The following is a 25,084-nucleotide window of genomic DNA, read 5'->3' as shown; positions in this document are numbered from 1 at the left end:
CCGCGCGGGGCGTCAATCTCGACTGGGGAAAATGGTGCTGCCGGTGAGGATTGAACTCACGACCTCAGCCTTACCAAGGATGCGCTCTACCACTGAGCTACGGCAGCATGTCGGAGAAGACGGGCGGGCCTATGGCCGAGCCCTTGCCGCCCGTCAACCCGCTTGCGCCCGCGCGGCGCGAATATTAGCGCATCGCGCATGACCAAGGCAGACAAGGACAAGGCCGAGCGGCTTGCAGCGGCGCTTCGCGAAAATCTGCGCAGGCGCAAGGCTCAGGCCCGCGAACCTCAGGAAAAGAGCGAGCCGACCCAGCCGGCCAGCGAATAGCCAAGGTCCAGGCCGCGGTTTACCGCAACCCTTGGACCAAGCAGATAGAGGCAGGCCAAGACCCAGCCTAGTGCCACCAGTCCTAGCGGACGAGCGGCGCGCATTGCCTTTCCAGCCATGATTTATCTTCCCCCGCGAGCTGAGGGCCGATCTTGGCCAGCACCTCGGCATGATAATTGTTGAGCCATTCGAGTTCCCGGTCCGAAAGCATCGCAACGTCGATTAGGCGGCGGTCGATGGGAACGAAGGTAAGCGTCTCGAACCCGAGCGTTTCCTTATCGCCGCCAGCCACCGGCCGTTCGACGACCAGCACCAGATTCTCGATCCGGATGCCATATTCGCCGTCCTTGTAATAGCCCGGTTCGTTGGACAGGATCATGCCGGGCTGAAGCGGCTCATCGCCGCCCGACTGGGAGCTTCCGACCGGCGAGATGCGCTGCGGCCCTTCATGGACCGCAAGGAATGCGCCGACGCCATGGCCAGTGCCATGGGCATAGTCGCAGCCGGCTTCCCACAGCGGTCGCCGGGCGAAGCTGTCGAGTTGGGACCCCCGCGTTCCCTTAGGGAAAATGGCGGTGGCGATGGCGATATGGCCCTGCAGGACGCGGGTGTTACGATCGATCATCTCCGCGGTCGGCTGGCCGATCGGCACGGTCCGGGTGATGTCGGTAGTCCCGTCCCGATACTGGCCGCCCGAGTCAACCAGATAGAGCGTGCCCGGGGTGAACGGCAGGTTGGATTCGGCGGTACCCTTATAGTGCGGCAGCGCCCCGTTAGGACCGAACGCAGAAATGGTGTCGAACGACAAATCCTTGAGGTCGCCATGCTCGTGACGAAGCGACAGCAGCTTTTCGGCGGCGATCATTTCATCGACCCCGCCGCCGGGCGCCTCCTCCTCGACCCATTTAAGAAAACGGGAAACCGCCGCGCCGTCCCGCGCCTGGGCGGCTTTGTGGCCGGCGATCTCTGCGGGATTTTTCGTCGCCTTGGGCAACACCGCCGGGTCGCGGCGCGCAAGAATCCGCGCGCCGCCCTGCTCCAGCGCCTGGGCGATCGCGGCCACTGACCGTTCCGGGTCGACCGCGACCAGCTTTCCGCCCAGCGCCGTCAGTTCATCCTCGAATGCCGATCGTTCATGCAGACGCACGCCATTACCGAGATGGGCGCGCACATCTTCACCCACCTTGTCGCCATCGACGAACAGGTCGGCGGTGCCATCCTTGTGCACCAGCGCAAAGGCCAGCGCGACGGGCGTGTGATCAACGTCGGCGCCCCGCACATTGAAGGTCCAGGCTATCGAATCGAGCGCCGCCAGGACGGCGACGTCCGCACCCTCGCTCGCCAGCCAGTCGGCCATGTCGTGCCGCTTCGCCGCGGAAGGTTTCCCAGCCAATTCTTCCGGCTGGACCACCAGCCGCGCCTTGCTGGGATCGGGCTTGTCCGCCCAAACCTTGTCGATCGGGTTTCGGCCCACCGCGACCAGTTCGGCGCCGCGTGCGGCCAGAGACTTGGTCGCCTGCTTCACCCATTCGGCGGTGTGCAGCCAGGGATCGTAGCCGATCCGGGCACCGTTGGGGGCATTTTCCTGCAACCATTTGGCGACGCTGGTTTCGGGGACCGACTGGAAACTCCACTCGGTCGCGCTGACCTGCTGGCGGACCTGGACCGTATAGCGTCCGTCGATGAAGATCGCCGCTTCTTCCGGCAGCACGACGGCGCTTCCGGCCGAGCCCTTGAACCCGGTCAACCATTCGAGCCGCTGCGCATAGCTGCCGACATATTCGCTCATATGTTCGTCGGTCAGCGGAACGACGAAACCGTCGAGGCGGTCGGCCTTGAGTTGCTGACGAAGGGCGGCGAGACGATCGGCATAGCTGGACATTGGGAAAACCTATTTGATGGCAAGCAGAAAGGGCTGCATCCCTCTAGCGCCCTTTTGCGCTGGACGCGACGGGTTCGGCTTGCTTGACTGCGCCGATGAAAAGCATCGCTGTTGCGTTGGCGCTGACCGCCACCTCCCTCGCATCGACCTCCGCCCTTGCCCAGAAAGCGACCATGAACCACGCATCGACCCTCCCTCCCCCGCCCAAGGCCGAGCAGCGCCCCTTCAGCTATGAGCGGCACGGGATCCGGGTCGAGGATCCGTTCGCCTGGCTTCGCGACAAGGATTATCCGAAGGTCGATGACGCCGACGTGCTGGCCTATTTGAAGGCGGAAAACGCCTACTTCGAAGCGGCAATGGCGCCGCACAAGGCGCTCACCGACACTTTGTTTGAAGAGATGAAGGGGCGCATCAAGGAAGATGACGCCTCGGTCCCGATCAAGGATGGCGATTGGCTCTACTGGTCGGCGTTCAAGGAAGGAACGCAATATCGCGATTGGTATCGCAAGCCCGTTGGCGGCGGGGCCGACACGCTGATCTTCAGCGAAAACGCCGAGGCCGAAGGGAAGGATTATTTCCGTCTTGGCGCCTTTTCGGTCAGCCCCGACGGCAAGCGGCTGGCCACGCTGGTCGACGATGACGGTTCGGAACGGTTCAAACTGGTCGTTCGCGACCTTGCCAGCGGCAAGGACATCGAAACGGTGACCGAGGTCGGCATCGGCAATCCGGTCTGGACCCGCGACAGCAAGGGCCTGGTGTTCACCGAGGTCAACGACCAGTGGCGCAGCTACCGCGCCCGTTACCACCGCGTCGGCGACAATCCCGCCAAGGCCGTGACGCTTTACGAGGAAAAGGAAGACATCGCCTTTTCAGTGGGAGTCGACCGGTCGACCGACGATAGCCTTATCATCATCGCGACCGGCAATAATTCGTCGAACGAAGTCCGCCTCGTCCCCGCCGACAATCCGACCGCGCCCCAGCTGCTGGTCCGGCCGCGCAAGGCCGACGTCCAGTATGAAGTCGACGCCGCCCATGGCAAGCTGTGGATTCTTACCAACGACAAGCACGTCAACTTCCGCATCGCCACCGCCGATCCCCGGACGCCGGGCGAATGGACCGAGGTGGTGGCGGGAAGTGACCGCACCTACCTTCGCGGCATCACCTCGCACCGCGACCATCTGTTGATCACCAGCCGGGTAGACGGTCTCGACCAGCTGGTGCTGCGCGATTATACCTCCGGCCGCGAGGAGCGGGTTCCCTTCGCCGAAGCCAGTTACAGCGCGGGCTTTTCCGGCAATCCGGAATATGCCCCTCAAAGCTATCGCCTCGGCTATTCATCGATGGTCACGCCCGCGACCGTTTACGACTACCATCCCGCCTCGAAGAAGCTGGAAGTCCGCAAGGTCCAGGAAATCCCGTCGGGCTATGATCCGTCGCTCTATGTCACCGAACGGATGATGGTGACTGCCCGCGACGGCGCCAAAGTCCCCGTCTCCATCCTGCGTCGCAAAGACATGAAGAAGGACGGGACCGGAAAGCTCTTCGTCTATGGGTATGGCGCCTATGGCTATGCCATTCCGCCAAGCTTTTCGACCAGCAGGCTGAGCCTGGTCGACCGCGGCTTCGCCTATGCCATCGCCCATATCCGCGGCGGCGACGACCTTGGCTATCAATGGTTCCTCGACGGCAAGCTCAAGAAGCGTGCCAATACGTTCAACGACTTCGTCGACGTCACCCGGGGGCTGATCGATGCAGGCTATGCCAAGCCCGGCCGTGTCGCGGCGCAGGGCGGATCGGCCGGCGGCGAGCTGATGGGTGCGATCGTCAACCAGGCGCCCGAGCTTTACGGCGCGGTCGTCGCCGACGTGCCCTTCGTCGATGTGCTCAACACGATGCTTGACGATACCCTCCCGCTGACCCCCGGCGAATGGACAGAATGGGGCAACCCGATCAGCGACGCGGAGGCATTCAAGCTACTGAAGAGCTACAGCCCCTATGATAATGTCACCGCCCAGGCCTATCCGCCGATGTTGATCACCGGCGGCCTCACCGACCCGCGCGTGACCTATTGGGAACCGGCGAAATGGACTGCAAGGCTGCGTGCCACCAAGACCGACGACAACCTACTGCTGATGAAGATGAACATGGGCGCCGGCCATGGCGGCAAGTCGGGCCGGTGGAATTCGCTCTTTGAAGTGGCGGAAGCCTATACGTTTGTTCTTACACAAATCGGCGATTGAGCGATGGGCCGGCCGGTCTTCGAGCATCGCATCGTCGCACCGGCCGAAGCGATCGATGAACTTGGCCATGTCAACAATGCCGTCTGGGTCCAGTGGATCCAGGAGGTGGCGCTGGCCCACTGGTACAGCGTCGCCGCGCCCGACCACCAGGACGATTATATCTGGGTCGTGGTCAGGCACGAAATCGATTATCTGCGCGCCGCCTTCGAAGGCGAAACGCTGATCGGGCGGACCTGGGTCGGCAATGCGCCGAAGGGCGCACGGTTCGACCGGCACATGGAATTTGTCGGCACGGACGGCAAGGTTAGGGTCCGCGCAGTCACGCAATGGGCGATCATCGACAGGGCGCTTGGCCGGCCGATCCGCGTGCCGCCCGACGTCATCGCCCCATTCACCGGCGATTGACGAACCGGCCGCCCCAAGCGCAGGTTCAAGCCATGGCTCGTCCCGTCCTTCACGATTATTTCCGCTCCTCCGCTTCCTATCGGGTGCGGATCGCGCTCAATCTCAAGGGCGTCGCCTACGACCAGCAAATGGTCAACCTCGTGTCCGGCGAGCAGCGCGGCGAATCTTATCGCGCGCTCAATCCCCAAGGCTTCGTTCCTGCCCTCGAAATCGATGGGCAATTGCTGACGCAAAGCCTGGCAATCATCGTCTATCTCGACCAGAAATTCCCCGAGCCGCGATTGATGCCTGCCGATCCGGCGGACGGGGCGCACGTCCGAGCCATGGCAATGACCATCGCTTGCGACATCCACCCCCTTAACAATCTTCGCGTGCTCAAATATCTCGGCGGCGAACTCGGGATCGGCGAAGCGGCGCGCGACGAATGGTATCGCCATTGGATCGCGGAAGGATTGGCCGCGCTGGAAACGATGGCAGCGCCGCGCGCCGGCGCATATCTGTTCGGTGAATCGCCGACCGTCGCCGACATTTGCCTGGTACCGCAGCTTTACAACGCCCGCCGGTTCTCCGTGCCGCTGGACGCCTACCCGACCCTCCTCCGGGCCGACGAAACTGCCAGCGCCGACCCGGCGTTCGCCGCTGCCCACCCCGACCGACAGGAGCAACCGCGATGAGCCGCGTCGACACGATGAACAAGGGAATGGACGAGGTCCGGGCGCTGGCCGAGGTCGATATTCCCGACATGAAAGCCAAGGTCAGCGAGGAGGAGTGGGCGATCCGCGTCGACCTCGCGGCGGCTTACCGGCTGGTCGCGCATCATGGCTGGGACGACCTGATTTTCACCCATCTTTCGGCGCGCGTCCCGGGGCCGGAACATCACTTCCTTCTCAACCCCTACCAGTTGATGTTCGAGGAAGTGACCGCGTCATCGCTGGTCAAGGTCGACATCCATGGCAACCCGGTCGGACCGACGCCGTTCATCACCAACCCGGCCGGATTCACAATACATTCGGCGATCCACATGGCGCGCGAGGATGCCCATGCGGTAATGCACCTGCATACACCCGCCGGGCAGGCCGTGGCGGCTCATGAGGAAGGCCTGCTACCACTGACGCAGACGGCAATGCTCGTCCGCTCCGACCTCGCTTTTCACGACTATGAGGGAGTGGCCACCGATCTCGACGAGCGCGAGCGGCTGGTCGCGGACCTTGGCGACAAGGGCGGGATGATCCTTCGGAACCATGGCACATTGGCAGTCGGCCGCAATGTCGGCGAATGTTTCGTGAAACTCTATTTCATCGAACGCGCCTGCCAGGCCCAGATCATGGCCCTGTCGGCGGGTGACCGGGTCAGCAACCCCCCGCAAGGCACCGCCGAGCTGGCCGCCGAACAGGGCGCCGCGGGTCTGGCCATGGCCGCCAACCTGCTCGCCTGGCCGGCGCTCAAGCGGAAGGCCTACCGACTGGATCCCGGCTTCGCGACCTAGGCGGGGATGCGATCGACTTCGATCCACAGCGCCTTGGCAAGCGCGACGACGTCCCCGGCCTGGTCATGGATCACCGTCGCGCTGTGGTGCTTGCGACCCTCGCGTTTTTCTTCCCAACCGGTGACGGTCAGCCGTTCGCCGACCCGAACCGGCCGATCGATCCGCGCCGACAGCCGGGCCAGAAGCGCAAGTGGCCGGGGCGTGCACAGCCCGAAATAGCTGGGACAGTCGAGCACCGACCACAGATAGCGGGTCGCCACATGGCCATGGTCGTCGGCCACGCTTTCATCGGGCGTCCATTCCGCAACGGCGACATCGCGGTGCGGACTTTCGCCGGCATAAACGCAAAGCCCATCGCCCGGGACACGTTCTGTGCCGCAGACAAAGCAGCCCGGGATCGGGTGGCCGCCGGGGCCCGGGAATGCCATGGCCGCCGCCTCCAGCTCTTCGACGCCCGGCGGAGCAGGCGGGTCAATGCCGAGCGGCTCGTCGAGGGGCCGGGCCCGGGCATAGTTTCGCTCCGCATCGAACAGCGTCACCTCGACATCGTCGAGACGGCGGTGAAGCGGGACTTCGAGCGGGATCGGCGCAAGCAAGGTCACTTCCGCCGGTCCGTCGATCCATTCGGCGACTAGCCCTGCAACATAGCCGCCATTGCCTGAGGTTGGCGGACCACGGAAGCGGCGATGAACTTCCACCTCGTCGGACTGTGCGCTCATGGCCATGCTTTACGCTTCGATGCCGGCCCCCGCAAATGCGGCGCTTGCCAGACCCCATAACGCCAGCTAGGGAGCGCGGACCCTGCACCGGACCATCGGTCCGGCAGCCCGGTCGGGGAGTAGCTCAGCCTGGTAGAGCACTGTCTTCGGGAGGCAGGGGCCGGAGGTTCGAATCCTCTCTCCCCGACCATTTTTCTTCTGATCGAATGGAGTTGCCGGCCGCTGGACAGCGGCCGGTAGCATGCGGATTCGCGATCCTGGCATCGCTTCGTCTATGGTTGCCGCATGGTCAGCGAGACAGCAGCACGAATACCCGCCGTGGCGGACGCTTGGCGCCAGTTGGACATGCTGGCGATATCGGTCGGCTCGTCGCGCTATTCCCTGGCCGACGGGGTGATGCTGCTGCTGATCGGCATTGTCATCCTCGTCGTTGCGCGGGTCGCCTTCTGGGCCGTAAAAAAGGGCGTCCGGCGATCGCGGCGTTTCGACCCCGCTCAGCAGCTGCTGATGGAGAAGATCGCGGGAATCGCGATTATCGGCACCGCACTGATGATGGGCGTCGACCTGATCGGTTTTGATCTCAGTACGTTAGCCGTGTTTTCGGGCGCGCTGGGGCTAGCGGTCGGGTTCGGACTTCAGAAGACCTTCGGCAACCTGATCGCCGGTTTGATCCTGCTGATGGACCGGTCGGTCAAACCCGGCGACGTGATCGTGGTCGGCGATCATTTCGGCACGATCAGCAAGATTGGTGTGCGCGCCGTTTCGGTGATCACCCGCGACGGCAAGGAACATTTGATCCCGAACGAGCTACTGATGACCGAACCGGTCGAGAACTGGTCCTACAGCAGCAAGAATGTGCGCATCCAGATTCCTATCGGCGTATCCTATGCCAGCGACCTTGAACTGGTCGAAAAGCTGCTACTCGAGTGCACCACTGGGTCCAGCCGGGTGCTCAAGAAGCCCAAGCCGACGGTATGGCTGAAGGAATTCGGCGACAATTCGGTGAATTTCGAAATCCAGGCCTGGATTTCAGATCCCGAGGGAGGCGTCGGCAACGTCCGGTCGGAAGTGCTGAAGCAGGTCTGGCGCGCATTCAAGAAACATGGGGTGGAAATCCCGTTCCCGCAGCGGGATATTCACGTCAAGGCGTGGCCGGCCCTACCGTCCCAATAGCTCCAGCCATTCCGAATGACGGACAATCTTCTCGCGGGGACTTCCCGGACGGGCGGCGGCGGTTTCGGCGGCCTCGATGATCCGCCAGTCGTCAAAGCTGGTCGCCTGCACGCCCCGCGCCGCCAACAGCTCGTCCAGCATCGCTCCACCCCGTTTCCCGCCATCGCTCTGCGGCGGCATCGCCGCGGCAAGCTGGTCCGCCACTTCGAAACCGTCGGGTCGGTTGGTCCCGATTGTTCCGGTAGGACCGCGGCGCGCCCAGCCGACGCAATAGAGCTGCTCGTCGATCTGGCCATGGTCATTGAGAAAACGACCATGCTTTTCGTCATAGGGAACGGCGGGGATCGGCGGTGTTTGATAGCCGATGCAGCTGACCAGCAGCGACGCCGGAATGGCGTAGATTTCGCCGGTTCCGATGCTGTTGCCGGCTGCATCGACGCTGGTGCGCTCGACGATCAGCCGCTCCGCCCGCCTGTCGCCCTCGATCCGGACCGGTCGGGCGAAGAAATCATAGATGATTGTCTTGGGCTTGGAACCGTCGGGCGGCGTGTCCGCGAACTGGCGGAGCAGCGTCACCGACTTGCGCTGTCCCGGATCCAGCGTTTCATCGTCGGCGACCGGCGGCAGGTCGGCGGGATCGACGTTCGGCGCCGCCTCTTCCAGATGGGCGAGCTCGCCAAGTTCCTTGGGGGTCATGGCGATCTGGTGGGGTCCGCGGCGGACCACGATGGTGATGGTGGTCACCGCCGAGCGCTCAAGCGCTTCCAGTGCATGGCTGGAAATGTCCGAACCCTCGAGTTCCGCGGTGGTTTTCGACAGGATGCGGGCGACGTCTAGCGCGACATTACCGGCGCCGATGATCGCCGCCTCCGCGCCATCGAGCGGTGGATCGAGATCGGCGAAGTCCGGATGCCCATTGTACCAGCCGACGAACGCAGCAGAGCCGACGACTCCGGCGAGGTCTGCGCCCTCGATGCCCAGTGAACGATCATTGGGTGCGCCGGTGGCGAGGACGATGCCGTCATAGCAGCGCCTCAGGTCCTCGATCGCGATTTCGGTTCCGACCCCGACATTGCCGATGAAGCGGACCGTCGGTTCTTCGGCAACCTTTTCGTAGCGGCGCGACACGGCCTTGATCGACTGGTGATCCGGCGCGACCCCAAACCGTATCAAGCCATATGGCACCGGCAGCTTGTCGATGATGTCGATCCGGGCCTCCTCGCCATAGGCCTTGGCCAAGGCTTCGGCGGTATAAAAGCCGGCCGGCCCGGATCCGACTATCGCGAAATGGCGCATGTCCGACTCCCGCTGTTCTTCGCGGAGCCTAGTCGCGCTTGTCCTCCAGCAGCAAGTCGCTGCCCTTGAGCTTCAGCATCCGTTCGATCGGCCCGGCAAACAGGGCCAGCATTCCGGGAAGCTGGATTCGGCAATGAACCTTGCTGTCCTCGACGTCGATGACCGCCTCGACCGCTTGGCCCATGGCGTGAACCGCCAGGTTGAGCCGATCGCCCGCCCAGTTGGCGTCGACTTGGCCGGCACTGTCAGGAAGATGATCCCGCAACTTGTGGATATTGCCTGCGATACGGCGGCGCGCTTCGTCGCGGCCAAGCTTGTGCGGAAGGTCGACGTCGATCGGGCGCTGCATTGCGCCAACATGAGGCGCGCTGCGTTGCATTTCAATCGCCAGCGCTGTTCAATGGGGAATGATCCGCTGGCTTGCCGCCCTGTTCCTGCTGTTGTCGACCCCCGCGCTGGCCCAGCCGCCCGCCGCCAGTCCGGTTGCCGATTATATTACGGCGGGTCAGGACGAGCCCGGATACCGCAGCTGGTATCTTGCCCATCCGGCGCGCGCGGGACAGGTCAAGGCCTTCAACGATTATCTGGAAACCCACCAGGTATCGGAGGTCGTCCCGACCTGGCAGTTGCTGCGCACAGCCACCTCTTGGGCCCGGTGCGGCGAGCAGCCGTTCGAGATTCCCCCGACGCTCCAATGGCCGAACATCGTCCAGACGCTGCGCTATATCCGCGATTTTGTCGTCCCGGCGGTCGGCGCGGTCGAGCCGGTGTCCGGTTATCGCAACCCGCTTCTCAATGTCTGCGCGGGCGGAGCGCCGGAAAGCGCCCACAAACATTATTCGGCGGTCGACTTGGTGCCCCTGCGCGCGATTACGCGTGAACGGTTGATGCAGACGCTATGCGCGGCCCATGGCCGCCGCGGCGCGGCCTATCACGTCGGCCTCGGCTTCTACGCCTTTCTTCGATTCCATGTCGACACGTCCAAATTCCGTCGCTGGAATATGGACCCGGCGGTTGCGTCCCACTGCCCGCCGATCGTCCGTCCGCCAGTGGTCACGGCGACCGCGTCACCCGCCGATCCGCAAGCGCCCGCGGTCATGCCAGCGACCAGCGACCCGCAGCCGCCGCTGCAATGAACCCTTGTGTTGGGCGACCAACACACCACATCGCCTCGGAAGATGAGGGGACCTTATGGATCTTGAGAAACTGACCGACCGCGCGCGTGGTTTCCTTCAGGCAGCACAGACCATCGCGGTGCGCGAACATCACCAGCGCATCACCCCCGCCCATTATGCCAAGGCGCTGCTCGACGATGAGCAGGGCATGGCGGTCGGGCTGATCAACGCCGCGGGCGGCGACGGGGCATCGGCGCGGCGCGAGGTCGATATGCTGGTAGCCAAACAGCCCGCGGTGACCGGCAGCGGCGCGACCCAGGCGCCGGGCGTCGATGGCGACCTCATCCGTCTGCTCGACAAAGCCCAGGAAATCGCCGTCAAGGCGGGCGACAGCTATGTCACCGTCGAGCGGATCCTCCTCGCCATGGCGCTGGCCAAGGGCAGCGAAGTCGGCGACGCGCTGGGCCGTGCGGGCCTGACCCCGCAAAATCTCAACGCAGCGATCGACAAGCTGCGCGGCGGGCGGACTGCGGATACGCAAGGCGCCGAGGACCGTTATGACGCACTGAAAAAATTTGCCCGCGATCTCACCGCCGCCGCGCGCGATGGCAAGCTTGACCCGGTCATCGGCCGCGACGAGGAGATCCGCCGCACCGTCCAGGTGCTGGCTCGCCGGACCAAGAACAATCCCGTGCTGATTGGCGAACCGGGCGTCGGCAAGACCGCCATCGCCGAAGGCCTCGCGCTGCGCATCGCCAATGGCGATGTCCCCGATGGGCTGAAGGACCGAAGGCTGCTCAGTCTCGATATGGGGTCGCTCATCGCCGGGGCGAAGTATCGCGGCGAGTTTGAAGAGCGGCTGAAAGGCGTGCTGGACGAAGTGAAGCAGGCGGCGGGCGACATCATCCTGTTCATCGACGAGATGCACACCCTCGTCGGCGCCGGGAAGAGCGAGGGGGCGATGGACGCCTCCAACCTGTTGAAGCCGGCGCTGGCAAGAGGCGAGCTGCATTGCATCGGCGCCACCACGCTCGACGAATATCGCAAGCATGTCGAAAAGGACGCGGCACTGGAACGACGTTTCCAGCCGGTGTTTATCGGCGAACCTACGGTGCCCGACACGATTTCGATCCTGCGCGGGCTGAAAGAAAAATATGAGCTTCATCATGGGGTGAGGATCACCGATGCGGCGCTGGTCGCAGCGGCGACGCTTAGCAACCGCTACATCTCCGACCGTTTCCTGCCCGACAAGGCGATCGACCTGATGGACGAAGCCTCTTCTCGGCTCCGCATGGAAGTCGAATCGAAACCCGAGGAGATCGAGAATCTCGACCGGCGGATCATTCAGCTGAAGATTGAGCGGGAGGCGCTCAAGAAGGAAAGCGATGCCGCGTCGAAGGACCGGCTCGCGACGCTTGAGCAGGAACTCGCCAATCTCGAGCAACAGTCGGCTGAACTCACCACCCGGTGGCAGGCCGAGAAGGAAAAGATCGCCGGCGAAGCGGCCGTGAAGGCCGATCTAGACGCGGCGCGGATCGAACTTGAGCAGGCGCAGCGGTCCGGCGACCTCGCCAAGGCGGGGGAGCTGCAATATGGCCGCATCCCCGAGCTGGAGAAGAAGCTGGCCGACGCAGCCCACGCCTCCAAGGGGGCAATGCTGCGCGAAGAAGTGACCGACCAGGACATTGCAGGAGTAGTCAGCCGCTGGACCGGGATTCCGGTAGAACGGATGATGGAGGGCGAGCGCGACAAGCTTCTTTCTATGGAGCAGGCGATCGGCGCCAAGGTCATCGGCCAGCAGGACGCGGTGAAAGCCGTGTCCGCCGCGGTCCGCCGCGCGCGCGCCGGTCTGCAGGACCCCAACCGGCCGCTCGGTTCCTTCCTGTTCCTTGGCCCTACCGGTGTCGGCAAGACCGAGCTGACCAAGGCGCTGGCCGAATTCCTGTTCGATGATCCGGCGGCGATGGTCCGCATCGACATGTCGGAATTCATGGAGAAACATGCGGTTGCGCGGTTGATCGGCGCACCGCCGGGCTACGTCGGCTATGAGGAAGGCGGCGTCCTGACCGAAGCGGTCCGGCGCCGTCCCTACCAAGTCGTGCTGTTCGACGAGGTCGAGAAGGCGCATGGCGACGTTTTCAACATCTTGTTGCAGGTGCTGGACGACGGCCGGCTGACCGACGGGCAGGGCCGCACGGTAGATTTCACCAATACGATCATCATCCTCACCTCCAATCTCGGGTCGCAATATCTGGCGTCGCTTGGGGAGGATGAAAATCCAACCAATGTCGAAGCGCAGGTGATGGAGGTGGTCCGCGGCCATTTCCGGCCCGAATTCCTGAACCGGCTGGACGAGATCATCCTGTTCCACCGGCTGAGCGCAAGCCACATGGGGCCGATCGTCGAGATCCAGGTCGCTCGGCTGCAAAAGCTGCTTGATGACCGCAAGATCAGACTTGAGCTGACCGACGCGGCCCGCGCTTGGCTTGGGCGCGTCGGCTACGATCCGGTCTACGGCGCCCGGCCCCTGAAGCGGGCCGTTCAGAAATATGTCCAGGACCCGCTAGCGGACGAGATTCTTGCCGGGCGGGTTCAGGACGGGGCGACGGTCAAGGTCGACGAGGGCGACGGCAAGCTGGTGATGACGCCGGCTTGAGATTGACGCCGCCACCGGCTTTGCGCACCAGAACGGCGATGACTTACGCGCTCAATCCTTCGCTGGAGACGGCATCGATCGCAGCGGAACTGGCTGCAAGCGGCCGGGTGCAGGTCGCGGATTTCCTGGTGCCGGAGGCGGCCGAGATGCTTGCTTCGGCACTACCCGACAGCGCGCCATGGCGCCATGTCCTCAACGCCGGCGACAATGTCTATGAGCTGGACGCGAACGCGCTCGACTCGATGCCCGCCGAACAGCGCAGCGCGCTGGAGCAGAAGGTCGACCGCGAAGCCGGTCAAGGCTTTCAGTTCCGCTTCGATACCATTCGCGTTCCTGACGATGCCGACCAGCGCGACGATAGCGCGCTTCACCGCTTCGCGACCTTCATGAGCGGCGACCCGGCGCGCGGCTGGCTTCGCTCGGTGACCGGGTGCTACGCGATCGACTTCGCCGATTGCCAAGCGACACGCTACCGCCCCGGCCATTTCCTGACCCGCCACGACGATGCGGTCGAGGGCAAGCAACGGCATTTCGCTTATGTGCTGAGCCTGACCGGGGGCTGGCGTGCCGAATGGGGCGGATTGCTCCACTTCCCGGGCGAGGATGAGCCGCGGATCGAAGCTTTCGTCCCCCGGTTCAACATGCTGACGCTATTCGCGGTCGGCCAGCCGCACAGCGTTTCCCAAGTCGCCAGCTACGCGCCCAGGGCGCGGTTATCGGTTACCGGCTGGCTACGCAGCCGCGGTTAAAGCTCGATCGGATCATAGCCGAAGGCTTCGGCCCAAGGCGCCAGGATCGGCAGAACAGGGGCCAGCTGCTCGCGATATTTTTCCCACCGTCCGGAGGCGCGCTGGTAAATCCCCTCGGTGACCTGGGCATAGCTCGGGGTGCGGATATAGCCGCGTTTCGCCGCCGTATCCTCATGTTCGAGGAGTTGGTCATCCCAGGTTAGCCCGAGGAAATCGACCAGGCGGCGGAGTTCGGGTTCACGGTCAGCAACCAGGTCTTCGTAGCGGATGGTGTGAACGTTAAGCGGCATCACCTCGCGCGCATTCGCCCAGAAGTGCATCACCGAATCATAATAGCGCGCGGCATTGTCGAGCGTCAGGAAGCTCGCCATCGCCTGGTTGATCTTGAAATTCTGCATGAAGCAGCTGAGCACCACGTCGCACGGATGGCGCAGCGCGAAGATGAACCTAGCATCGGGGAAAAGGCGATGGATCAGGGGGGCTCGCAGCGAGGCGAGCGGGTTCTTGTCGACTAGCAGCGCGCCGTCGGGCACCGGCGCGACGCTGTCGGCTTCGCGGAAATAGCTGTCGCGCAGCGCGGCGATCGCCTGTTCATCGAGCGCGCCGATCGATTCTACGGAATCGAGCTGTTGGGTCAGCTTGGTGAGGATCGGCTCCTCTTCCATCACATGGGTGCCGGGATGCCCCATCAGCATCGTGTCGAGCAGCGTTGTGCCCGACCGGAGGAAGCCGACGAGGAAGGCCGGCGCGGCTGGCGATCGGCCGGCCATTGCCGATGGCGGCACCTGCCAGCTGCCATACCAAGGCCGGGTCACTTTCTCCCTGGCTTTGTCGATTTCGCGCCGGACCTCGCTGCCGTCGAACCGGCGGCCCGTTGGCGATTGGGCCGATGCTTCATGCATCGCCACGAAACTGTCGAAAGCCAGCTGCGGCTGGTCGAGTCTGTCGGCGAGCTGGCCGATCAGGTGGGCGCGCATATTGTCGTCGATCGAGCCCCCGGGTTCGGTCGAGGAGGCGATTTCCAGCGCGTCGGCAAGCTTCCCGTCGCGGCGCAGCAGCAGCGCGGCGAGGAAGCGCGTTTCGTCGCCGCGCAGCCCCTGGTCGGCCATTTGGCGGATCAGCACCTTGAGGTCGTCGAGCCGGTTGCCCTGTTCGAGGAGGATTCCGAGGTTGAGATAGGCCGGGGCATGGCGCGGATCGACTGACACCGCGTAGCGGAAGGCCTGCTCCGCCTTGGCGAGGTCGTTGAGGTTGCCGAATATCACCCCCATGGTGGTGAAGATAAAGGGATCCCGGTTGTCGAGCTGCCCGGCGCGACCGATGACCTGGATCGCCCCGCCATTGTCGCCGGCTTCGCGCAGCGCTTCCGCCAGCCGCCAGTGCGCCTTGGCGTCGTTGGGCGATGCCTTGACGATGGCCGCGAGCGCGGCGATGCCGTCGCCGGCGCGGCCAGTGGCGGCCATCGACCGGGCGAGATTGCCCAGCACCACTTCATCGCCGGGCTTGAGGTCGCGGGCCTTTTCCAGTGCGGTGACCGCCTCGTCATATCGCCCGGCATCGTGAAGCGCGTTGCCGAGGTTGTTCCAGCCACCATAGTCCTGCTCGTCGAGCGCGAGCGCCTGCTTCAGCAGGTCCACCCGCCGATCATGATTGCCGAGCTGGGCCGCGGCGGCGGCGCGCAGTTTTAACAGGTCGGCCGATGCCGTGGGCGGCGCGCTGGCCGCGAGCTTTTCGGCTTCGGCGGCCTTGCCCGACTGAAGCAGGGCCTGGATGGCATTGAGCCGCGTCGGAAGGTCCTTTGGCGCCTGGCTGACCGCCTGGGTGAGGAAGCCCGCGCCAAGCGCCGGCTCACCGGTCTGGCAATAGAGCAGGCCGACCAGGCGAAGCGCCCCCAAGTCCCGCGGGTTGGCCGCGAGCGCCTCTTCCGCGCTGCGCAGGGCATCGCTGTATTTTCCGGCGGCGTGAAGGCGCGCGGCCTGCGCCAATGCTGTGGTCACGGTCATGCCCAAGCCCTAGCGGCGCGGCGGCGCCGGGACTAGCCTCGCGAGTCGTCGATCTTCGGCCGGTCGATCATTTCCTTGGCGTCGCGCTGGCTCTGAGCCCGAATCTGGTCCCATTCCGCCTTGGTGTGGCAGACGCGCTTCCCGAAGCGGGTGCCGGTCGGCGCTTCCTTCTTGCAAATTAGTCGATTGTCGTCGGCGGCGCGGGCGGCCTGGGTCTGGCCGGCGGCCGTTGCTGCCTGGCCGAAAGCCGGCGTGGTCAACATCATCGCGGCCGCAGCGGGGCCGAACAAGAACTTCGCAGTCATCCGATACATATTCGATACTCCGACTTCGCAGCGTCCTGACATCCGATTGCCTGCTTATACCGAAGGGCCGTTCGGCCCAATGCAAAAAGGGCGGAGCCGAAGCCCCGCCCTTCCTGTCCGGCCGGGACCGAAGTCCCGTCCGTATTCACTGACGCTTAGAAGCGGAGCGTCGCCGAAACATAGGCACGGCGGCCGATCACGTCGTACAGCGACGGGTCGGTGCCCGACTGCACGTTCGGCGCATATTCTTCCGGCTTCTTGTCGAAGGCGTTGTTCATGCCGATGCGCAGGGTCAGCGGCTTGAAGTCGGCTTCAGCGGCGAAGTCGAAGTAGAACACGCTGTCCGGACCGGTGAACAGGTCTTCGCCCGGGAACTGGCGCGAAGCCCGGTTGTCCATGCCGTCGATGTAACGGATGCGGGTCGAGAAGGTGAACGGCTTCACGTTCAGCGCGAGGTTCAGGTTCGCCTTCCACTCAGGGAAGCTCGTGCCCAGACCCGCACCGAAGTAAGAAGCGGTGCCCGCATAGTCGATCGTCACGCCCGGCAGTTCCTCAACCTTATAGTCGATGAGGTAGTTGACGAGCAGGTTGGCAGTCAGGCGCGAGCCGGCACCGATGAAGTCCATCGGATGGCTGTAGCCCAGCTGGACGTCAATACCCGAGGTCTTGATCTTGCCCTGGTTGACCGCCTGGAAGTAGCTGCTGTCGCCGCCCAGAGCGTCCGGGATAGCGATGAAGCTGATGTCCGGGGTCCGGAAGAAGTTGCTGGCTCCGCCATCCGAGCAATATTGGTTGGCGAAGTTCAGGTCCGGATTGACCCCATGGTAGCCGTAGCAGGCGGCGATGATCATGTTCGGATCCGGCGAGAAGATCGTGTCCTTCACGCGGATGTTGTAATAATCGATCGACCCCGTGATGCCCCACTTCTGGAACACCGCACCCAGGGTGAAGGTGTCACCGATTTCCGGCTTCAGGTTCGGGTTACCATTGACGCCGATGAATGCCTGCGAGCCAGGGGTCTGAACGTAGGTGTTGGCGCCCGAAGCGCCGAGACCGGTCGCGGAGCACAGCGCGGTAGCCGCAGCGCCGCCCTCTGCGCGGAAGTTCGACGTGACCGAGCAGGGGTCAAAATATTGCGGGAACGAACCACCGCCCGAGAACAACTCACCGAAGTTCGCCGCACGGACCGAGTGCTGATAGCTGCCGCGCAGACGCAGTTCCTGCATCGGTTCCCAGCTCAGCGTGGCACCATAAGCCCAGCTGCTGTTCGACTTCGGATCGACGCCATTGGCAATATCGTTAGCGTTCACGGTCGAACGACGAGCCTGAAGCGTCAGTTCGGCGCTGCGGGCCCAGGGGGCATCCTTGGCGATCGGGATCAACAACTCGCCGAAGAAATCGAGGAAGTTGTTGGTGCCGTTATCCGGCGTCGAGGTGTTGAAGCCGGCGATCGGCCCGAACAGGACGCCCGGATCGAAGGTGTAGCGGAAGCGACGGTTCTCGACACCGAGGACCATCGACATCGTGCCGCCCGGCAGTTCGGCCAGGTCGCCCGAGACATAGGCCTGGGCGATGTTCTGGGTGAACTCGGTCTTGGTGAAGCCGGTTTCGTTGATGAACTCGACGCAGTCCGCGGAAAGCGGCTGGATGCCGATCGGGTTGAACCCGCCGGCGCACAGGTCGGTACCGCCGGTCGGCGACGCCAGCAGGTCGAGCACCTTCTGCACGTTGACGTTGCCGCTTGCGGCATTGTTGATCGTGGTGCGGCCCCAGCTGTAATAGGCCTCGTAACGCCAGCCGTCGACGATGTCGCCGCGCAGGCCGATCAGGCCCTGCAGCACCTTGTTGTCGAAGGCGGTTTCACGAAGACCGGTGTCGAGGAAGCGCTTCGAGATACGAACGCCTTCCTGGTTTCCGGTGCCGGTCAGCGCGGGATCGTCACCGGTCCGCTGCGCCAGCAGCAAGGCAAGGTCGGAAGCCTGGATGAACGGGTTGGTGATCGGAGCAATCAGGCCGGTGATCGTACGGCCGCATTCGACCAGCGTCGACTTGGCGCGCAGCGGGTTGGAGCCGCACGGATTTTCGATCGTGGTGCCGACCGGGGTCGCCGCCAGCGCGGTCTTGCTCTGATATTCGGTGTAGCCGCCCTGGACGAACAGTTCGGCATGGCGGTCGATTTCATAATGGCCGCGCATGAAGGCCGACTTGCGCTTCAGCGGAAGGACCAGGAGGTTGGTCTGATCGAAGTTGTACGAATAGAAGTCCGGGAAGAAGTTCTGGTTCGCAGCGGCCGGATCCGTACCGAGCGGATCATACTTGTAATTGACGACGTCTTCCGGGGTGTTGAACACGCCGACACCGAACAGTGAACCGTCGCTGTTGAAGCCGATGCGGCTGAGGCTGGTCGGCGCACCCGAGGTAATGCCATATTGGGTGGTAAAGAAGTTCTGGATCTGCGCAGCCGTCAGACCGTTGCCGGAGCTGCCGACGTAACGGCCGGTCGGCGGAGTGCCGGTGGTCGAGGTTGCCTGGACCGAGAAGGGACGCTCGACCTTGCCGAGGTCTTCACGGTTCGACACTTCGGCCGAGATCGCGATGTTACCGCGGCCGTCGTCGAAGTTGGCGCCGAGCAGGCCCGAGACCTGATATTCCATCGCGTCCCATTCCGGAACCGACTGCGAATAGGTGCCACGAAGTTCGACGCCCTGGAAATTGTTCTTCAGGCGCATGTTGACGACACCCGCGATGGCGTCGGCACCATAAGCGGCGCCCGCGCCGCCGGTGATGATTTCGATACGCTCGATCAGGCCCTGCGGAATGGTGTTCAAGTCGACCGACTGGTCGGTCGCCGACACCATCGGGCGACGACCGTCGATGAGCACGAGGTTACGGTTGGAACCGAGACCGCGAAGGTTGACGCTCGACTGACCGCCGTTGCCGGGGTTGTTCGAGGTGGTGGTGCCGGCCGGGTTAACCTGCGGCAGCGTGTTGAGGAAGGTGTCGAGCGTGACGTCGGCGTTCTCGACGGTCTCTTCACCGGTGACAACCGCGATCGGGCTGTTCGAGGTCAGGTTCGGACGCGCGATACGCGAACCGGTGACCACGATTTCCTGGGCGGCGGCCGCCGTGGGGGCTTCGGCCCGCGACTCGTCGACCGCTTCTGCGGGAGTGTCGCCGACCACCGGCTCCTGAACTTCCTGGGCGAATGCCGGCGTGGAAAGCAGCGCAGAACCGACCAAGAGAGTCGTTCCGAGCAGCCGGTTGCGATACGTGCTAGTCATTGTTTTTCTTCCCCTTTGCTCCGCCCCAACGGGCTTTGCACCATTGCCAGGCGCGCGGACGCACCTTGGCCAAGTGGTTGCGTCTTATTGGAGCCAGAGGAAATCGCGCAAGGCGAAACGCATGGTAGCCGACACTTGGATTAGCGGTTGTAACATTTTGGACACACCGCTGTGCAGGGTCAGATGTTGCCCGCGCGACGCTCCGCTTCGAGGCTTGCGGCGGCGTCGGCATAGGCTTCCTGCCGTTCGACGGACCAATAGCGCAGCTCCTCAAGGTCGATCATCGCGCCGGTGATCGCGCAGCGGACATGGTCGCCCGTCGCCAGCAACCGAAAGGTGCCGTCGAGATAATGGATCTTCGCCTCACGCTGGCGGCCGCTCATCAACATGCTGTCCTAATCCTCATCGCCGAACAGGTCGGCCTGTCCAGGCAGATAGGGATTGGACGGCTTGCGCTCAACCCGCCTAGCTGGACGAAAGGCCTTGGGTCCGACCAAATCGCCGACCTGGGCCGCAACCCGTCCGTCGGCGAAATGAAGGTCGATCGCCCCCGCTGCGCGGGCATCGGCGGCATGGACCAGCGTTTTCCCGGCCCGGTCGGTGACCCGGACGAAGCCGCGCTGCAGCGGCCGTTCGGGATGCGCCAGCTCGGCCAGCCGCCACAGCGACAGGAGCTTTTCATGACCGCGCGCGATCCGGTCTGTCAGCAGGCGCGGCTGCAGCCGGGGCGCCACCTCGGCATGATCGGCGCGGGCATGGGCGGTGCGCTGGACGAGACCGCGCGGCAGCCGATCGCCTAGCTCGTCGATACGCTGGGAAAAGGGCGCGAACAGGTTGGCCGCCTCGGGCCAGCGCTGCGCCGCAAGGTCGAGCCTTTCGCCCAACCGCGCCCATGTCCGGTCCATGGTCGAGGCCATGCGATGCTGTGCCTCAGCAAGCATGCCAGCCAGTTCGGCGCGAACCGGAACCGCCATCTCCGCCGCCGCGGTCGGGGTCGGCGCGCGCCGGTCGGACGCGAAGTCGATCAGCGTCGTATCGGTTTCATGACCGACCGCGCTAATCAGCGGGATCGGCGATTCGGCGGCAGCGCGAACCACCGCTTCCTCGTTGAACGCCCACAGATCCTCGATCGAGCCGCCGCCGCGCGCGACGATCAACAGGTCGGGCCGGGGGTCCATGTTAGCAAAACCGCGGATCGCCGCCGCGATCTTGTCGGCCGATCCTTCGCCCTGCACGGGCACCGGCCAGACCATCACCCGCGTCGGGCAGCGGTGCTCAAGCCGGTGCAGGATGTCGCGGATCACCGCGCCGGTCGGCGAGGTCACCACGCCGATAAGCCGGGGGAGAAATGGAAGCCGCCTTTTCCTGGCCTCGTCGAACAGGCCCTCGGCGGCAAGCGCGCGGCGGCGGCGGTCGAGCAGCGCCATTAGCGCGCCCTCCCCCGCCAGTTCCATCCGCGTAACCACGATCTGATATTTCGACCGGCCCGCGTAAGTCGTCAGCTTGCCGGTGCAAATGACCTCCGCGCCGTCTTCGGGGCGGAACGCGAGGCTTGCCGCCTGGCCCTTCCAGATCACCGCGTCGATGCAGGCATTTTCATCCTTGAGAGTGAAATAGCAGTGGCCCGAACCATGACGTTTCCAGCCGCTGATTTCGCCGCGCACGCGGACATGGCCGAACGCCGTCTCGACCGTCCGCTTCAGCGCGCCCGACAGTTCGCTAACCGACAGCGCCGGCGCGTTGTCCCCGCCCTTCGCCTCGGCTAGGAGGCCGGTTCTGTCGAGGTCGTCGGGGAGTGGCATGAACATCCTTTTGCTGGGGTCGGGCGGACGCGAAGATGCGCTGGCCTGGCGGCTTAAGCAATCGCTCAGCTGTTCCGCGCTGCTCGCGGCGCCGGGCAATCCCGGGATCGCACGCTGGGCCGAGTGCGCGGCAATCGACCCCGCTGATCCGGCGGCGGTGGTCGCACTGGCGCAGCAGCGCGGCATCGACCTGGTGGTGGTCGGCCCCGAAGCGCCGCTGGTCGCCGGAGTCGCCGATGCCTTGCGCGCGGCCGACATCGCTACCTTCGGACCCGGCGCCGCCGCCGCCCAGCTCGAAGGGTCGAAGGGTTTCACCAAGGATTTGTGCGCGCGCGCCGGAATCCCGACCGCCGCCTATGTCCGGGTCGATCGCGAGGCCGAAGCGCTGGACGCTCTCGACCGCTTCTCCATCCCGGTGGTGATCAAGGCCGACGGGCTCGCGGCGGGCAAGGGCGTCACCGTCGCCATGACCCGCGCCGAGGCCGAGGCCGCGGTCCGCGCCGCCGGCGACGGGCCGATGGTCATCGAAGAATATCTGGAGGGCGAGGAAGCCAGCCTGTTCGCCTTGGTCGACGGCAGGCGGGCCTTCGTCCTCGGCTCGGCCCAGGACCATAAGCGAGTCGGCGAAGGCGACACCGGCCCCAATACCGGCGGGATGGGCGCCTATTCCCCCGCGCCGGTGCTAACCGCCGAGCTGGAGGCGCGGGCGATGCGGGAAATTGTCACGCCCACCGCCGAGGCGATGGCCGATTCGGGAACTCCGTTCAGCGGCGTGCTTTACGCAGGCCTGATGCTGACCGCCGAAGGCCCCAAGCTGATCGAATATAATGTCCGCTTCGGAGACCCCGAATGCGAAGCGATCATGCCGCGGATCGAAGGCGACTTCGCCGCACTGCTCCATGCGGTGGCGACCGGCGGCGATTTCGGCGCGCCGTCGCTGTCGAACGACACGACCATGACCGTGATCATCGCCGCCGCGGGCTACCCTGGGACGCCGGCCAAGGGCGGGGCGATCGACGGCATCAACCGGGCAGAGCAGGTGCCGGGAGTTACCGTCTTTCAGGCCGGCACGTCCATGACCGACGACCAATTGGTCGCCAGCGGCGGACGCGTGCTGGCAGTGACCGCGCGGGGCGCCTCGCTCGGCGAAGCGCGCGATCGCGCCTATCAGGCCATTGCCCAGATCGATTTCGCCGACGGCTTCCACCGCCGCGATATCGGCTGGCGCGAACTGGAGCGGATCGCGTGAAGCAGCGCAGCATCTTCTTGATCGGTGCGGGCGCAGTCGCCGGCTTTGCCGCACTGTGGCACGGCCCCCTGGGCGCCGGAGAGCGGATGGCGCAGCGGGCAGAAACCATCGCCCGCCGTACCCTCGTCTATTATGAGCTGCCGATGATCGAAGCGCGGATGGAGCGCGGGCCGCTTGCCCGCCGGCTGGTATTGAGGGGCCCGGCCGATCCGTTTCAGCGCGCCGAGCTGGTCCGCATCCTCGACGACATTCCGGGCATTCTCGAAGTCAGGTGGGACGATTCCACTCCTGCCGTCCAGCCGAGGAAGTCGTAATGATCCCATTGCTGATCGAAGTCGAAATGCTCGCGTTCGGCGGTTTCGCGCTGGGCCTCATTATCGCATATATCGTTGAACTGCGGCGGCGCGCGAACCGCTGGAAACGAAGGATCTGAGCTGATGGAATTCATGGAGCTGAACTGGCCGGTCCTGGCCGTTGCCATCGTCATCGGGCTGATCGTCGGCCTGTTGATCTTTCGCCCACGGCAGCGCGTTTCATTGACCGACAGCGCGCCGATCCGCCCCCATATGGCAAGTGGGGAAGGACGGGCCATCACTGATGAGGCCGCCGCCGCCGCAAGCGACGTTGCTGGCCATATGATCAATGCCCGGGTCCACGCGGAACTTCCCGGCGCGACCGGCACGCCCGATGACCTGGTCAAGCTGAAGGGGGTCGGCCCGAAACTTGCGGCGCTGCTCAATGAGCGGGGCATCAGCCGGTTCGACCAGATCGCCAAGCTTTCATCTAGCCAGGTCGAGGCGCTTGATACCTCGCTCGGCGCCTTTCGCGGCCGCTTCAACCGTGACCGGATCGTCGAGCAGGCAGATTATCTCGCCCGGGGCGATATCGATGGCTACGAGGCCCGGTTCGGCAAGCTTTAATCTGCCTGAGGTTCGCGGTCTTCGGCCGCATCCTCGCTCTTGCGGCGCTTGGGCCGGTTGACCAGCAGCTTGTCGATTTTCCGGCCGTCCATGTCGATCACTTCGAACCGGTAGCCATCGAACTTGAATGTCTCGCCGGTCTCCGGAATTCTCTTCAATACCGACAGGGCAAAGCCCGCCACGGTCGAGTAGTCGCGGTCATCGGGGATTGATACGCCGATGCGGTCTTCGAGCAGGTCGGCGCTCGCCGCACCTGAAACGAGCCAACTGCCATCCTCGCGTTCGACACAGGGCGGATCGTCGCCTTCATCCATGTCATGCGCGAATGCACCGGCGAGCGCCGACAGAATCGAGCCGGGCGTCACGATGCCATCGAGATGGCCATATTCGTCATGGACCAGCGCGAGGGGGACGTCCGCCGACCGCAGCACGGCAAGCGCGTCCATCGCATCCATCAGGTCAGGAATTACCGGCGCTGTCCGGACCAAGGCCCTGAGGTCGAGTTGCTTGCCATCGATCAGGGCGGTCAGCATGTCGCGGGTCGACACCACGCCAATGATATTGTCGACCGATCCTTCAGCGACCGGAAGCCGGCTATGCGGTGTTTCGGCAAGCGCCGAACGAATTTCGCCGGCGGAGTAATTGATATCGATCCAGTCGATATCCATCCGCGGAGTCATCACTTCCCGAACCGGTCGATCGGCGAGCCGGACGATTCCGGAAATGATCGCCCGCTCATTCTCTTCGAGCACGCCGGCGGTCTGCGCCTCGGCGACGACCAGGTGGAGTTCTTCGGCAGTGACCATGTTCTTGGCCTCTCGATTGAGGCCGACGATGCGGAAGATCAGCGCGCTGGTATGATCGAGCAGCCAGACAAAAGGCGCGGTCAGCTTGCTCAGCCAGCCCATCGGCCGGGCGACGACCACCGCAATCGCCTCCGGATTGCGCAGTGCGAACTGTTTGGGCACCAGTTCGCCGATCACCAGGTTGACGTAGGTCACCACCACGATGACCAGGCCGAAGCCGACGCTCTGCGCGAGCTCAGCTTCCATACCAAGCAGCGCCAGTCGCTGGGCTACCGGCTCACCCAGGCTAGCGCCCGAATAGGCACCGGCAAGGATTCCGATCAGTGTAATTCCAATTTGGACCGTCGACAGGAAGCGGCCAGGCTCGCTTGCCAGCGCCAAGGCACATTGGGCGCCCGTGGAGCCGGACTTGGCCATCGACTTCAGTCGGGCCTCGCGCGATGAAACGATCGACAGCTCACTCATCGCAAGCAATCCATTGATCGCAATGAGCGCCACGATCAGGACGAGGTCAAACCAGGGAAAGGGAAGGAGCGCGTCGCTCATGGCAGGTGCGGGTTCAATGCCGATAAATGGGGCGCCCCGCAAGTCGGTGCGCGAATGAAACAAGGGAACCATCGATGAACCACACCGTTCCTTCAATCAACCAATCCATCAAAATTTGGAGAAT

The 25,084-nt window shown here is 64.2% G+C and carries 22 protein-coding genes and 2 tRNA genes; 13 read left to right on the top strand and 11 right to left on the bottom strand.

The window, feature by feature from the left end:
- Nucleotides 1-32: 32 nt before the first annotated feature.
- Nucleotides 33-107: transfer RNA gene (locus FMM02_RS07180), tRNA-Thr, on the bottom strand.
- Nucleotides 108-198: 91 nt separating this feature from the next.
- On the opposite strand from FMM02_RS07180, the gene FMM02_RS11445 reads away from it, so the two are divergent.
- Nucleotides 199-327: a hypothetical protein gene (locus FMM02_RS11445; protein ID WP_281288857.1), complete on the top strand. Its 129-nt coding sequence runs from the start codon at nucleotides 199-201 to the stop codon at nucleotides 325-327.
- 82 nt (nucleotides 328-409) lie between these two features.
- Here the strand turns inward: FMM02_RS11445 and FMM02_RS07175 are convergent, their stop codons facing one another.
- A complete protein-coding gene (locus FMM02_RS07175; RefSeq protein ID WP_147494206.1) occupies nucleotides 410-2,209 on the bottom strand; it encodes an aminopeptidase P family protein in 1,800 nt (599 codons plus the stop codon).
- Nucleotides 2,210-2,382: 173 nt separating this feature from the next.
- Between FMM02_RS07175 and FMM02_RS07170 the strand changes: the two genes are divergently transcribed.
- The 4 genes from FMM02_RS07170 to FMM02_RS07155 are packed head-to-tail and all read left to right on the top strand — an operon-like array spanning nucleotide 2,383 to nucleotide 6,340.
- Nucleotides 2,383-4,449 (top strand): S9 family peptidase, encoded by a 2,067-nt coding sequence (locus tag FMM02_RS07170; protein ID WP_147495013.1) that lies wholly within the window; start codon nucleotides 2,383-2,385, stop codon nucleotides 4,447-4,449.
- Nucleotides 4,450-4,452: 3 nt separating this feature from the next.
- Nucleotides 4,453-4,854, top strand: a complete 402-nt coding sequence (locus tag FMM02_RS07165; protein WP_147494205.1) for an acyl-CoA thioesterase — start codon at nucleotides 4,453-4,455, stop codon at nucleotides 4,852-4,854.
- Nucleotides 4,855-4,886: 32 nt separating this feature from the next.
- A complete protein-coding gene (gene maiA / locus FMM02_RS07160) occupies nucleotides 4,887-5,528 on the top strand; it encodes a maleylacetoacetate isomerase (RefSeq protein ID WP_147494204.1) in 642 nt (213 codons plus the stop codon).
- A 26-nt stretch (nucleotides 5,529-5,554) separates the two neighbouring features.
- Nucleotides 5,555-6,340: a class II aldolase/adducin family protein gene (locus FMM02_RS07155; protein WP_425473684.1), complete on the top strand. Its 786-nt coding sequence runs from the start codon at nucleotides 5,555-5,557 to the stop codon at nucleotides 6,338-6,340.
- On the opposite strand, the gene FMM02_RS07150 is transcribed toward FMM02_RS07155, so the two are convergent.
- Complete coding sequence (locus FMM02_RS07150) at nucleotides 6,337-7,059, bottom strand: PaaI family thioesterase (protein ID WP_147494203.1); 723 nt, start codon at nucleotides 7,057-7,059, stop codon at nucleotides 6,337-6,339. The genes FMM02_RS07155 and FMM02_RS07150 overlap by 4 nt on opposite strands.
- Before the next feature lie 113 nt (nucleotides 7,060-7,172).
- Between FMM02_RS07150 and FMM02_RS07145 the strand changes: the two genes are divergently transcribed.
- A tRNA-Pro gene (locus FMM02_RS07145) sits at nucleotides 7,173-7,249 on the top strand.
- 95 nt (nucleotides 7,250-7,344) lie between these two features.
- Nucleotides 7,345-8,232 carry a mechanosensitive ion channel family protein gene (locus FMM02_RS07140; protein WP_147494202.1) on the top strand — a complete coding sequence of 296 codons (888 nt, stop codon included), beginning with the start codon at nucleotides 7,345-7,347 and terminating at the stop codon, nucleotides 8,230-8,232.
- Here FMM02_RS07140 and FMM02_RS07135 read toward each other — a convergent pair.
- Entirely contained in the window at nucleotides 8,218-9,528 is a 1,311-nt protein-coding gene (locus tag FMM02_RS07135) for an FAD-dependent oxidoreductase (RefSeq protein ID WP_147494201.1), read from the bottom strand. The genes FMM02_RS07140 and FMM02_RS07135 overlap by 15 nt on opposite strands.
- Before the next feature lie 28 nt (nucleotides 9,529-9,556).
- The gene (locus FMM02_RS07130) at nucleotides 9,557-9,877 is read right to left on the bottom strand and encodes a polyhydroxyalkanoic acid system family protein (RefSeq protein WP_187107721.1); all 321 of its coding nucleotides are present in this window, start codon (nucleotides 9,875-9,877) and stop codon (nucleotides 9,557-9,559) included.
- Nucleotides 9,878-9,935: 58 nt separating this feature from the next.
- On the opposite strand from FMM02_RS07130, the gene FMM02_RS07125 reads away from it, so the two are divergent.
- From FMM02_RS07125 to FMM02_RS07115, 3 genes are read left to right on the top strand one after another with little or no spacing between them, the layout of a single operon-like run.
- Complete coding sequence (locus tag FMM02_RS07125; RefSeq protein WP_147494199.1) at nucleotides 9,936-10,664, top strand: D-Ala-D-Ala carboxypeptidase family metallohydrolase; 729 nt, start codon at nucleotides 9,936-9,938, stop codon at nucleotides 10,662-10,664.
- Between the two features lie 55 nt (nucleotides 10,665-10,719).
- Nucleotides 10,720-13,299, top strand: coding sequence for an ATP-dependent chaperone ClpB (clpB, locus tag FMM02_RS07120; RefSeq protein ID WP_147494198.1), 2,580 nt, complete (start codon nucleotides 10,720-10,722; stop codon nucleotides 13,297-13,299).
- 38 nt (nucleotides 13,300-13,337) lie between these two features.
- Entirely contained in the window at nucleotides 13,338-14,048 is a 711-nt protein-coding gene (locus FMM02_RS07115) for a 2OG-Fe(II) oxygenase (protein ID WP_147494197.1), read from the top strand.
- Here FMM02_RS07115 and FMM02_RS07110 read toward each other — a convergent pair.
- The 5 genes from FMM02_RS07110 to xseA form a co-directional block, all read right to left on the bottom strand.
- The gene (locus tag FMM02_RS07110; protein WP_147494196.1) at nucleotides 14,045-16,051 is read right to left on the bottom strand and encodes a tetratricopeptide repeat-containing sulfotransferase family protein; all 2,007 of its coding nucleotides are present in this window, start codon (nucleotides 16,049-16,051) and stop codon (nucleotides 14,045-14,047) included. The two genes, FMM02_RS07115 and FMM02_RS07110, sit on opposite strands and share 4 nt — an antisense overlap.
- A 32-nt stretch (nucleotides 16,052-16,083) precedes the next feature.
- Nucleotides 16,084-16,356, bottom strand: coding sequence for a hypothetical protein (locus tag FMM02_RS07105; RefSeq protein ID WP_187107720.1), 273 nt, complete (start codon nucleotides 16,354-16,356; stop codon nucleotides 16,084-16,086).
- Nucleotides 16,357-16,511: 155 nt separating this feature from the next.
- Complete coding sequence (locus tag FMM02_RS07100) at nucleotides 16,512-19,637, bottom strand: TonB-dependent receptor domain-containing protein (protein WP_147494194.1); 3,126 nt, start codon at nucleotides 19,635-19,637, stop codon at nucleotides 16,512-16,514.
- Between the two features lie 179 nt (nucleotides 19,638-19,816).
- Nucleotides 19,817-20,026, bottom strand: coding sequence for a DUF2093 domain-containing protein (locus FMM02_RS07095; protein WP_147494193.1), 210 nt, complete (start codon nucleotides 20,024-20,026; stop codon nucleotides 19,817-19,819).
- A 6-nt stretch (nucleotides 20,027-20,032) separates the two neighbouring features.
- Nucleotides 20,033-21,439: an exodeoxyribonuclease VII large subunit gene (xseA, locus tag FMM02_RS07090; protein WP_147494192.1), complete on the bottom strand. Its 1,407-nt coding sequence runs from the start codon at nucleotides 21,437-21,439 to the stop codon at nucleotides 20,033-20,035.
- On the opposite strand from xseA, the gene purD reads away from it, so the two are divergent.
- The 3 genes from purD to FMM02_RS07075 all read left to right on the top strand — a co-directional run bounded on the left by purD (nucleotide 21,438) and on the right by FMM02_RS07075 (nucleotide 23,608).
- Nucleotides 21,438-22,688 carry a phosphoribosylamine--glycine ligase gene (gene purD, locus FMM02_RS07085; protein ID WP_147494191.1) on the top strand — a complete coding sequence of 417 codons (1,251 nt, stop codon included), beginning with the start codon at nucleotides 21,438-21,440 and terminating at the stop codon, nucleotides 22,686-22,688. The genes xseA and purD overlap by 2 nt on opposite strands.
- Nucleotides 22,685-23,002, top strand: a complete 318-nt coding sequence (locus FMM02_RS07080) for a hypothetical protein (protein ID WP_147494190.1) — start codon at nucleotides 22,685-22,687, stop codon at nucleotides 23,000-23,002. The genes purD and FMM02_RS07080 overlap by 4 nt, the downstream gene beginning before the upstream one ends.
- Nucleotides 23,003-23,125: 123 nt before the next feature.
- Nucleotides 23,126-23,608, top strand: a complete 483-nt coding sequence (locus FMM02_RS07075; RefSeq protein ID WP_147494189.1) for a hypothetical protein — start codon at nucleotides 23,126-23,128, stop codon at nucleotides 23,606-23,608.
- Here FMM02_RS07075 and FMM02_RS07070 read toward each other — a convergent pair.
- Nucleotides 23,605-24,960, bottom strand: coding sequence for a hemolysin family protein (locus FMM02_RS07070; RefSeq protein WP_147494188.1), 1,356 nt, complete (start codon nucleotides 24,958-24,960; stop codon nucleotides 23,605-23,607). The two genes, FMM02_RS07075 and FMM02_RS07070, sit on opposite strands and share 4 nt — an antisense overlap.
- Nucleotides 24,961-25,084 lie beyond the last annotated feature (124 nt).

This window comes from Sphingomonas xanthus, from assembly GCF_007998985.1.
GTDB lineage: Bacteria > Pseudomonadota > Alphaproteobacteria > Sphingomonadales > Sphingomonadaceae > Sphingomicrobium > Sphingomicrobium xanthum.
This window is presented reverse-complemented; position numbering and strand designations above follow the sequence as displayed.

Excerpts from the sequence above, each read along its gene's own strand:
- FMM02_RS11445 (WP_281288857.1), top strand. The coding sequence starts at position 199 with ATGACCAAGGCAGACAAGGACAAGGCCGAGCGGCTTGCAGCGGCGCTT.
- FMM02_RS07175 (WP_147494206.1), bottom strand. The coding sequence starts at position 2,209 with ATGTCCAGCTATGCCGATCGTCTCGCCGCCCTTCGTCAGCAACTCAAG.
- FMM02_RS07170 (WP_147495013.1), top strand. The coding sequence starts at position 2,383 with ATGAACCACGCATCGACCCTCCCTCCCCCGCCCAAGGCCGAGCAGCGC.
- FMM02_RS07165 (WP_147494205.1), top strand. The coding sequence starts at position 4,453 with ATGGGCCGGCCGGTCTTCGAGCATCGCATCGTCGCACCGGCCGAAGCG.
- maiA (WP_147494204.1), top strand. The coding sequence starts at position 4,887 with ATGGCTCGTCCCGTCCTTCACGATTATTTCCGCTCCTCCGCTTCCTAT.
- FMM02_RS07155 (WP_425473684.1), top strand. The coding sequence starts at position 5,555 with ATGGACGAGGTCCGGGCGCTGGCCGAGGTCGATATTCCCGACATGAAA.
- FMM02_RS07150 (WP_147494203.1), bottom strand. The coding sequence starts at position 7,059 with ATGAGCGCACAGTCCGACGAGGTGGAAGTTCATCGCCGCTTCCGTGGT.
- FMM02_RS07140 (WP_147494202.1), top strand. The coding sequence starts at position 7,345 with ATGGTCAGCGAGACAGCAGCACGAATACCCGCCGTGGCGGACGCTTGG.
- FMM02_RS07135 (WP_147494201.1), bottom strand. The coding sequence starts at position 9,528 with ATGCGCCATTTCGCGATAGTCGGATCCGGGCCGGCCGGCTTTTATACC.
- FMM02_RS07130 (WP_187107721.1), bottom strand. The coding sequence starts at position 9,877 with ATGCAGCGCCCGATCGACGTCGACCTTCCGCACAAGCTTGGCCGCGAC.
- FMM02_RS07125 (WP_147494199.1), top strand. The coding sequence starts at position 9,936 with ATGATCCGCTGGCTTGCCGCCCTGTTCCTGCTGTTGTCGACCCCCGCG.
- clpB (WP_147494198.1), top strand. The coding sequence starts at position 10,720 with ATGGATCTTGAGAAACTGACCGACCGCGCGCGTGGTTTCCTTCAGGCA.
- FMM02_RS07115 (WP_147494197.1), top strand. The coding sequence starts at position 13,338 with ATGACTTACGCGCTCAATCCTTCGCTGGAGACGGCATCGATCGCAGCG.
- FMM02_RS07110 (WP_147494196.1), bottom strand. The coding sequence starts at position 16,051 with ATGACCGTGACCACAGCATTGGCGCAGGCCGCGCGCCTTCACGCCGCC.
- FMM02_RS07105 (WP_187107720.1), bottom strand. The coding sequence starts at position 16,356 with ATGACTGCGAAGTTCTTGTTCGGCCCCGCTGCGGCCGCGATGATGTTG.
- FMM02_RS07100 (WP_147494194.1), bottom strand. The coding sequence starts at position 19,637 with ATGACTAGCACGTATCGCAACCGGCTGCTCGGAACGACTCTCTTGGTC.
- FMM02_RS07095 (WP_147494193.1), bottom strand. The coding sequence starts at position 20,026 with ATGTTGATGAGCGGCCGCCAGCGTGAGGCGAAGATCCATTATCTCGAC.
- purD (WP_147494191.1), top strand. The coding sequence starts at position 21,438 with ATGAACATCCTTTTGCTGGGGTCGGGCGGACGCGAAGATGCGCTGGCC.
- xseA (WP_147494192.1), bottom strand. The coding sequence starts at position 21,439 with ATGCCACTCCCCGACGACCTCGACAGAACCGGCCTCCTAGCCGAGGCG.
- FMM02_RS07075 (WP_147494189.1), top strand. The coding sequence starts at position 23,126 with ATGGAATTCATGGAGCTGAACTGGCCGGTCCTGGCCGTTGCCATCGTC.
- FMM02_RS07070 (WP_147494188.1), bottom strand. The coding sequence starts at position 24,960 with ATGAGCGACGCGCTCCTTCCCTTTCCCTGGTTTGACCTCGTCCTGATC.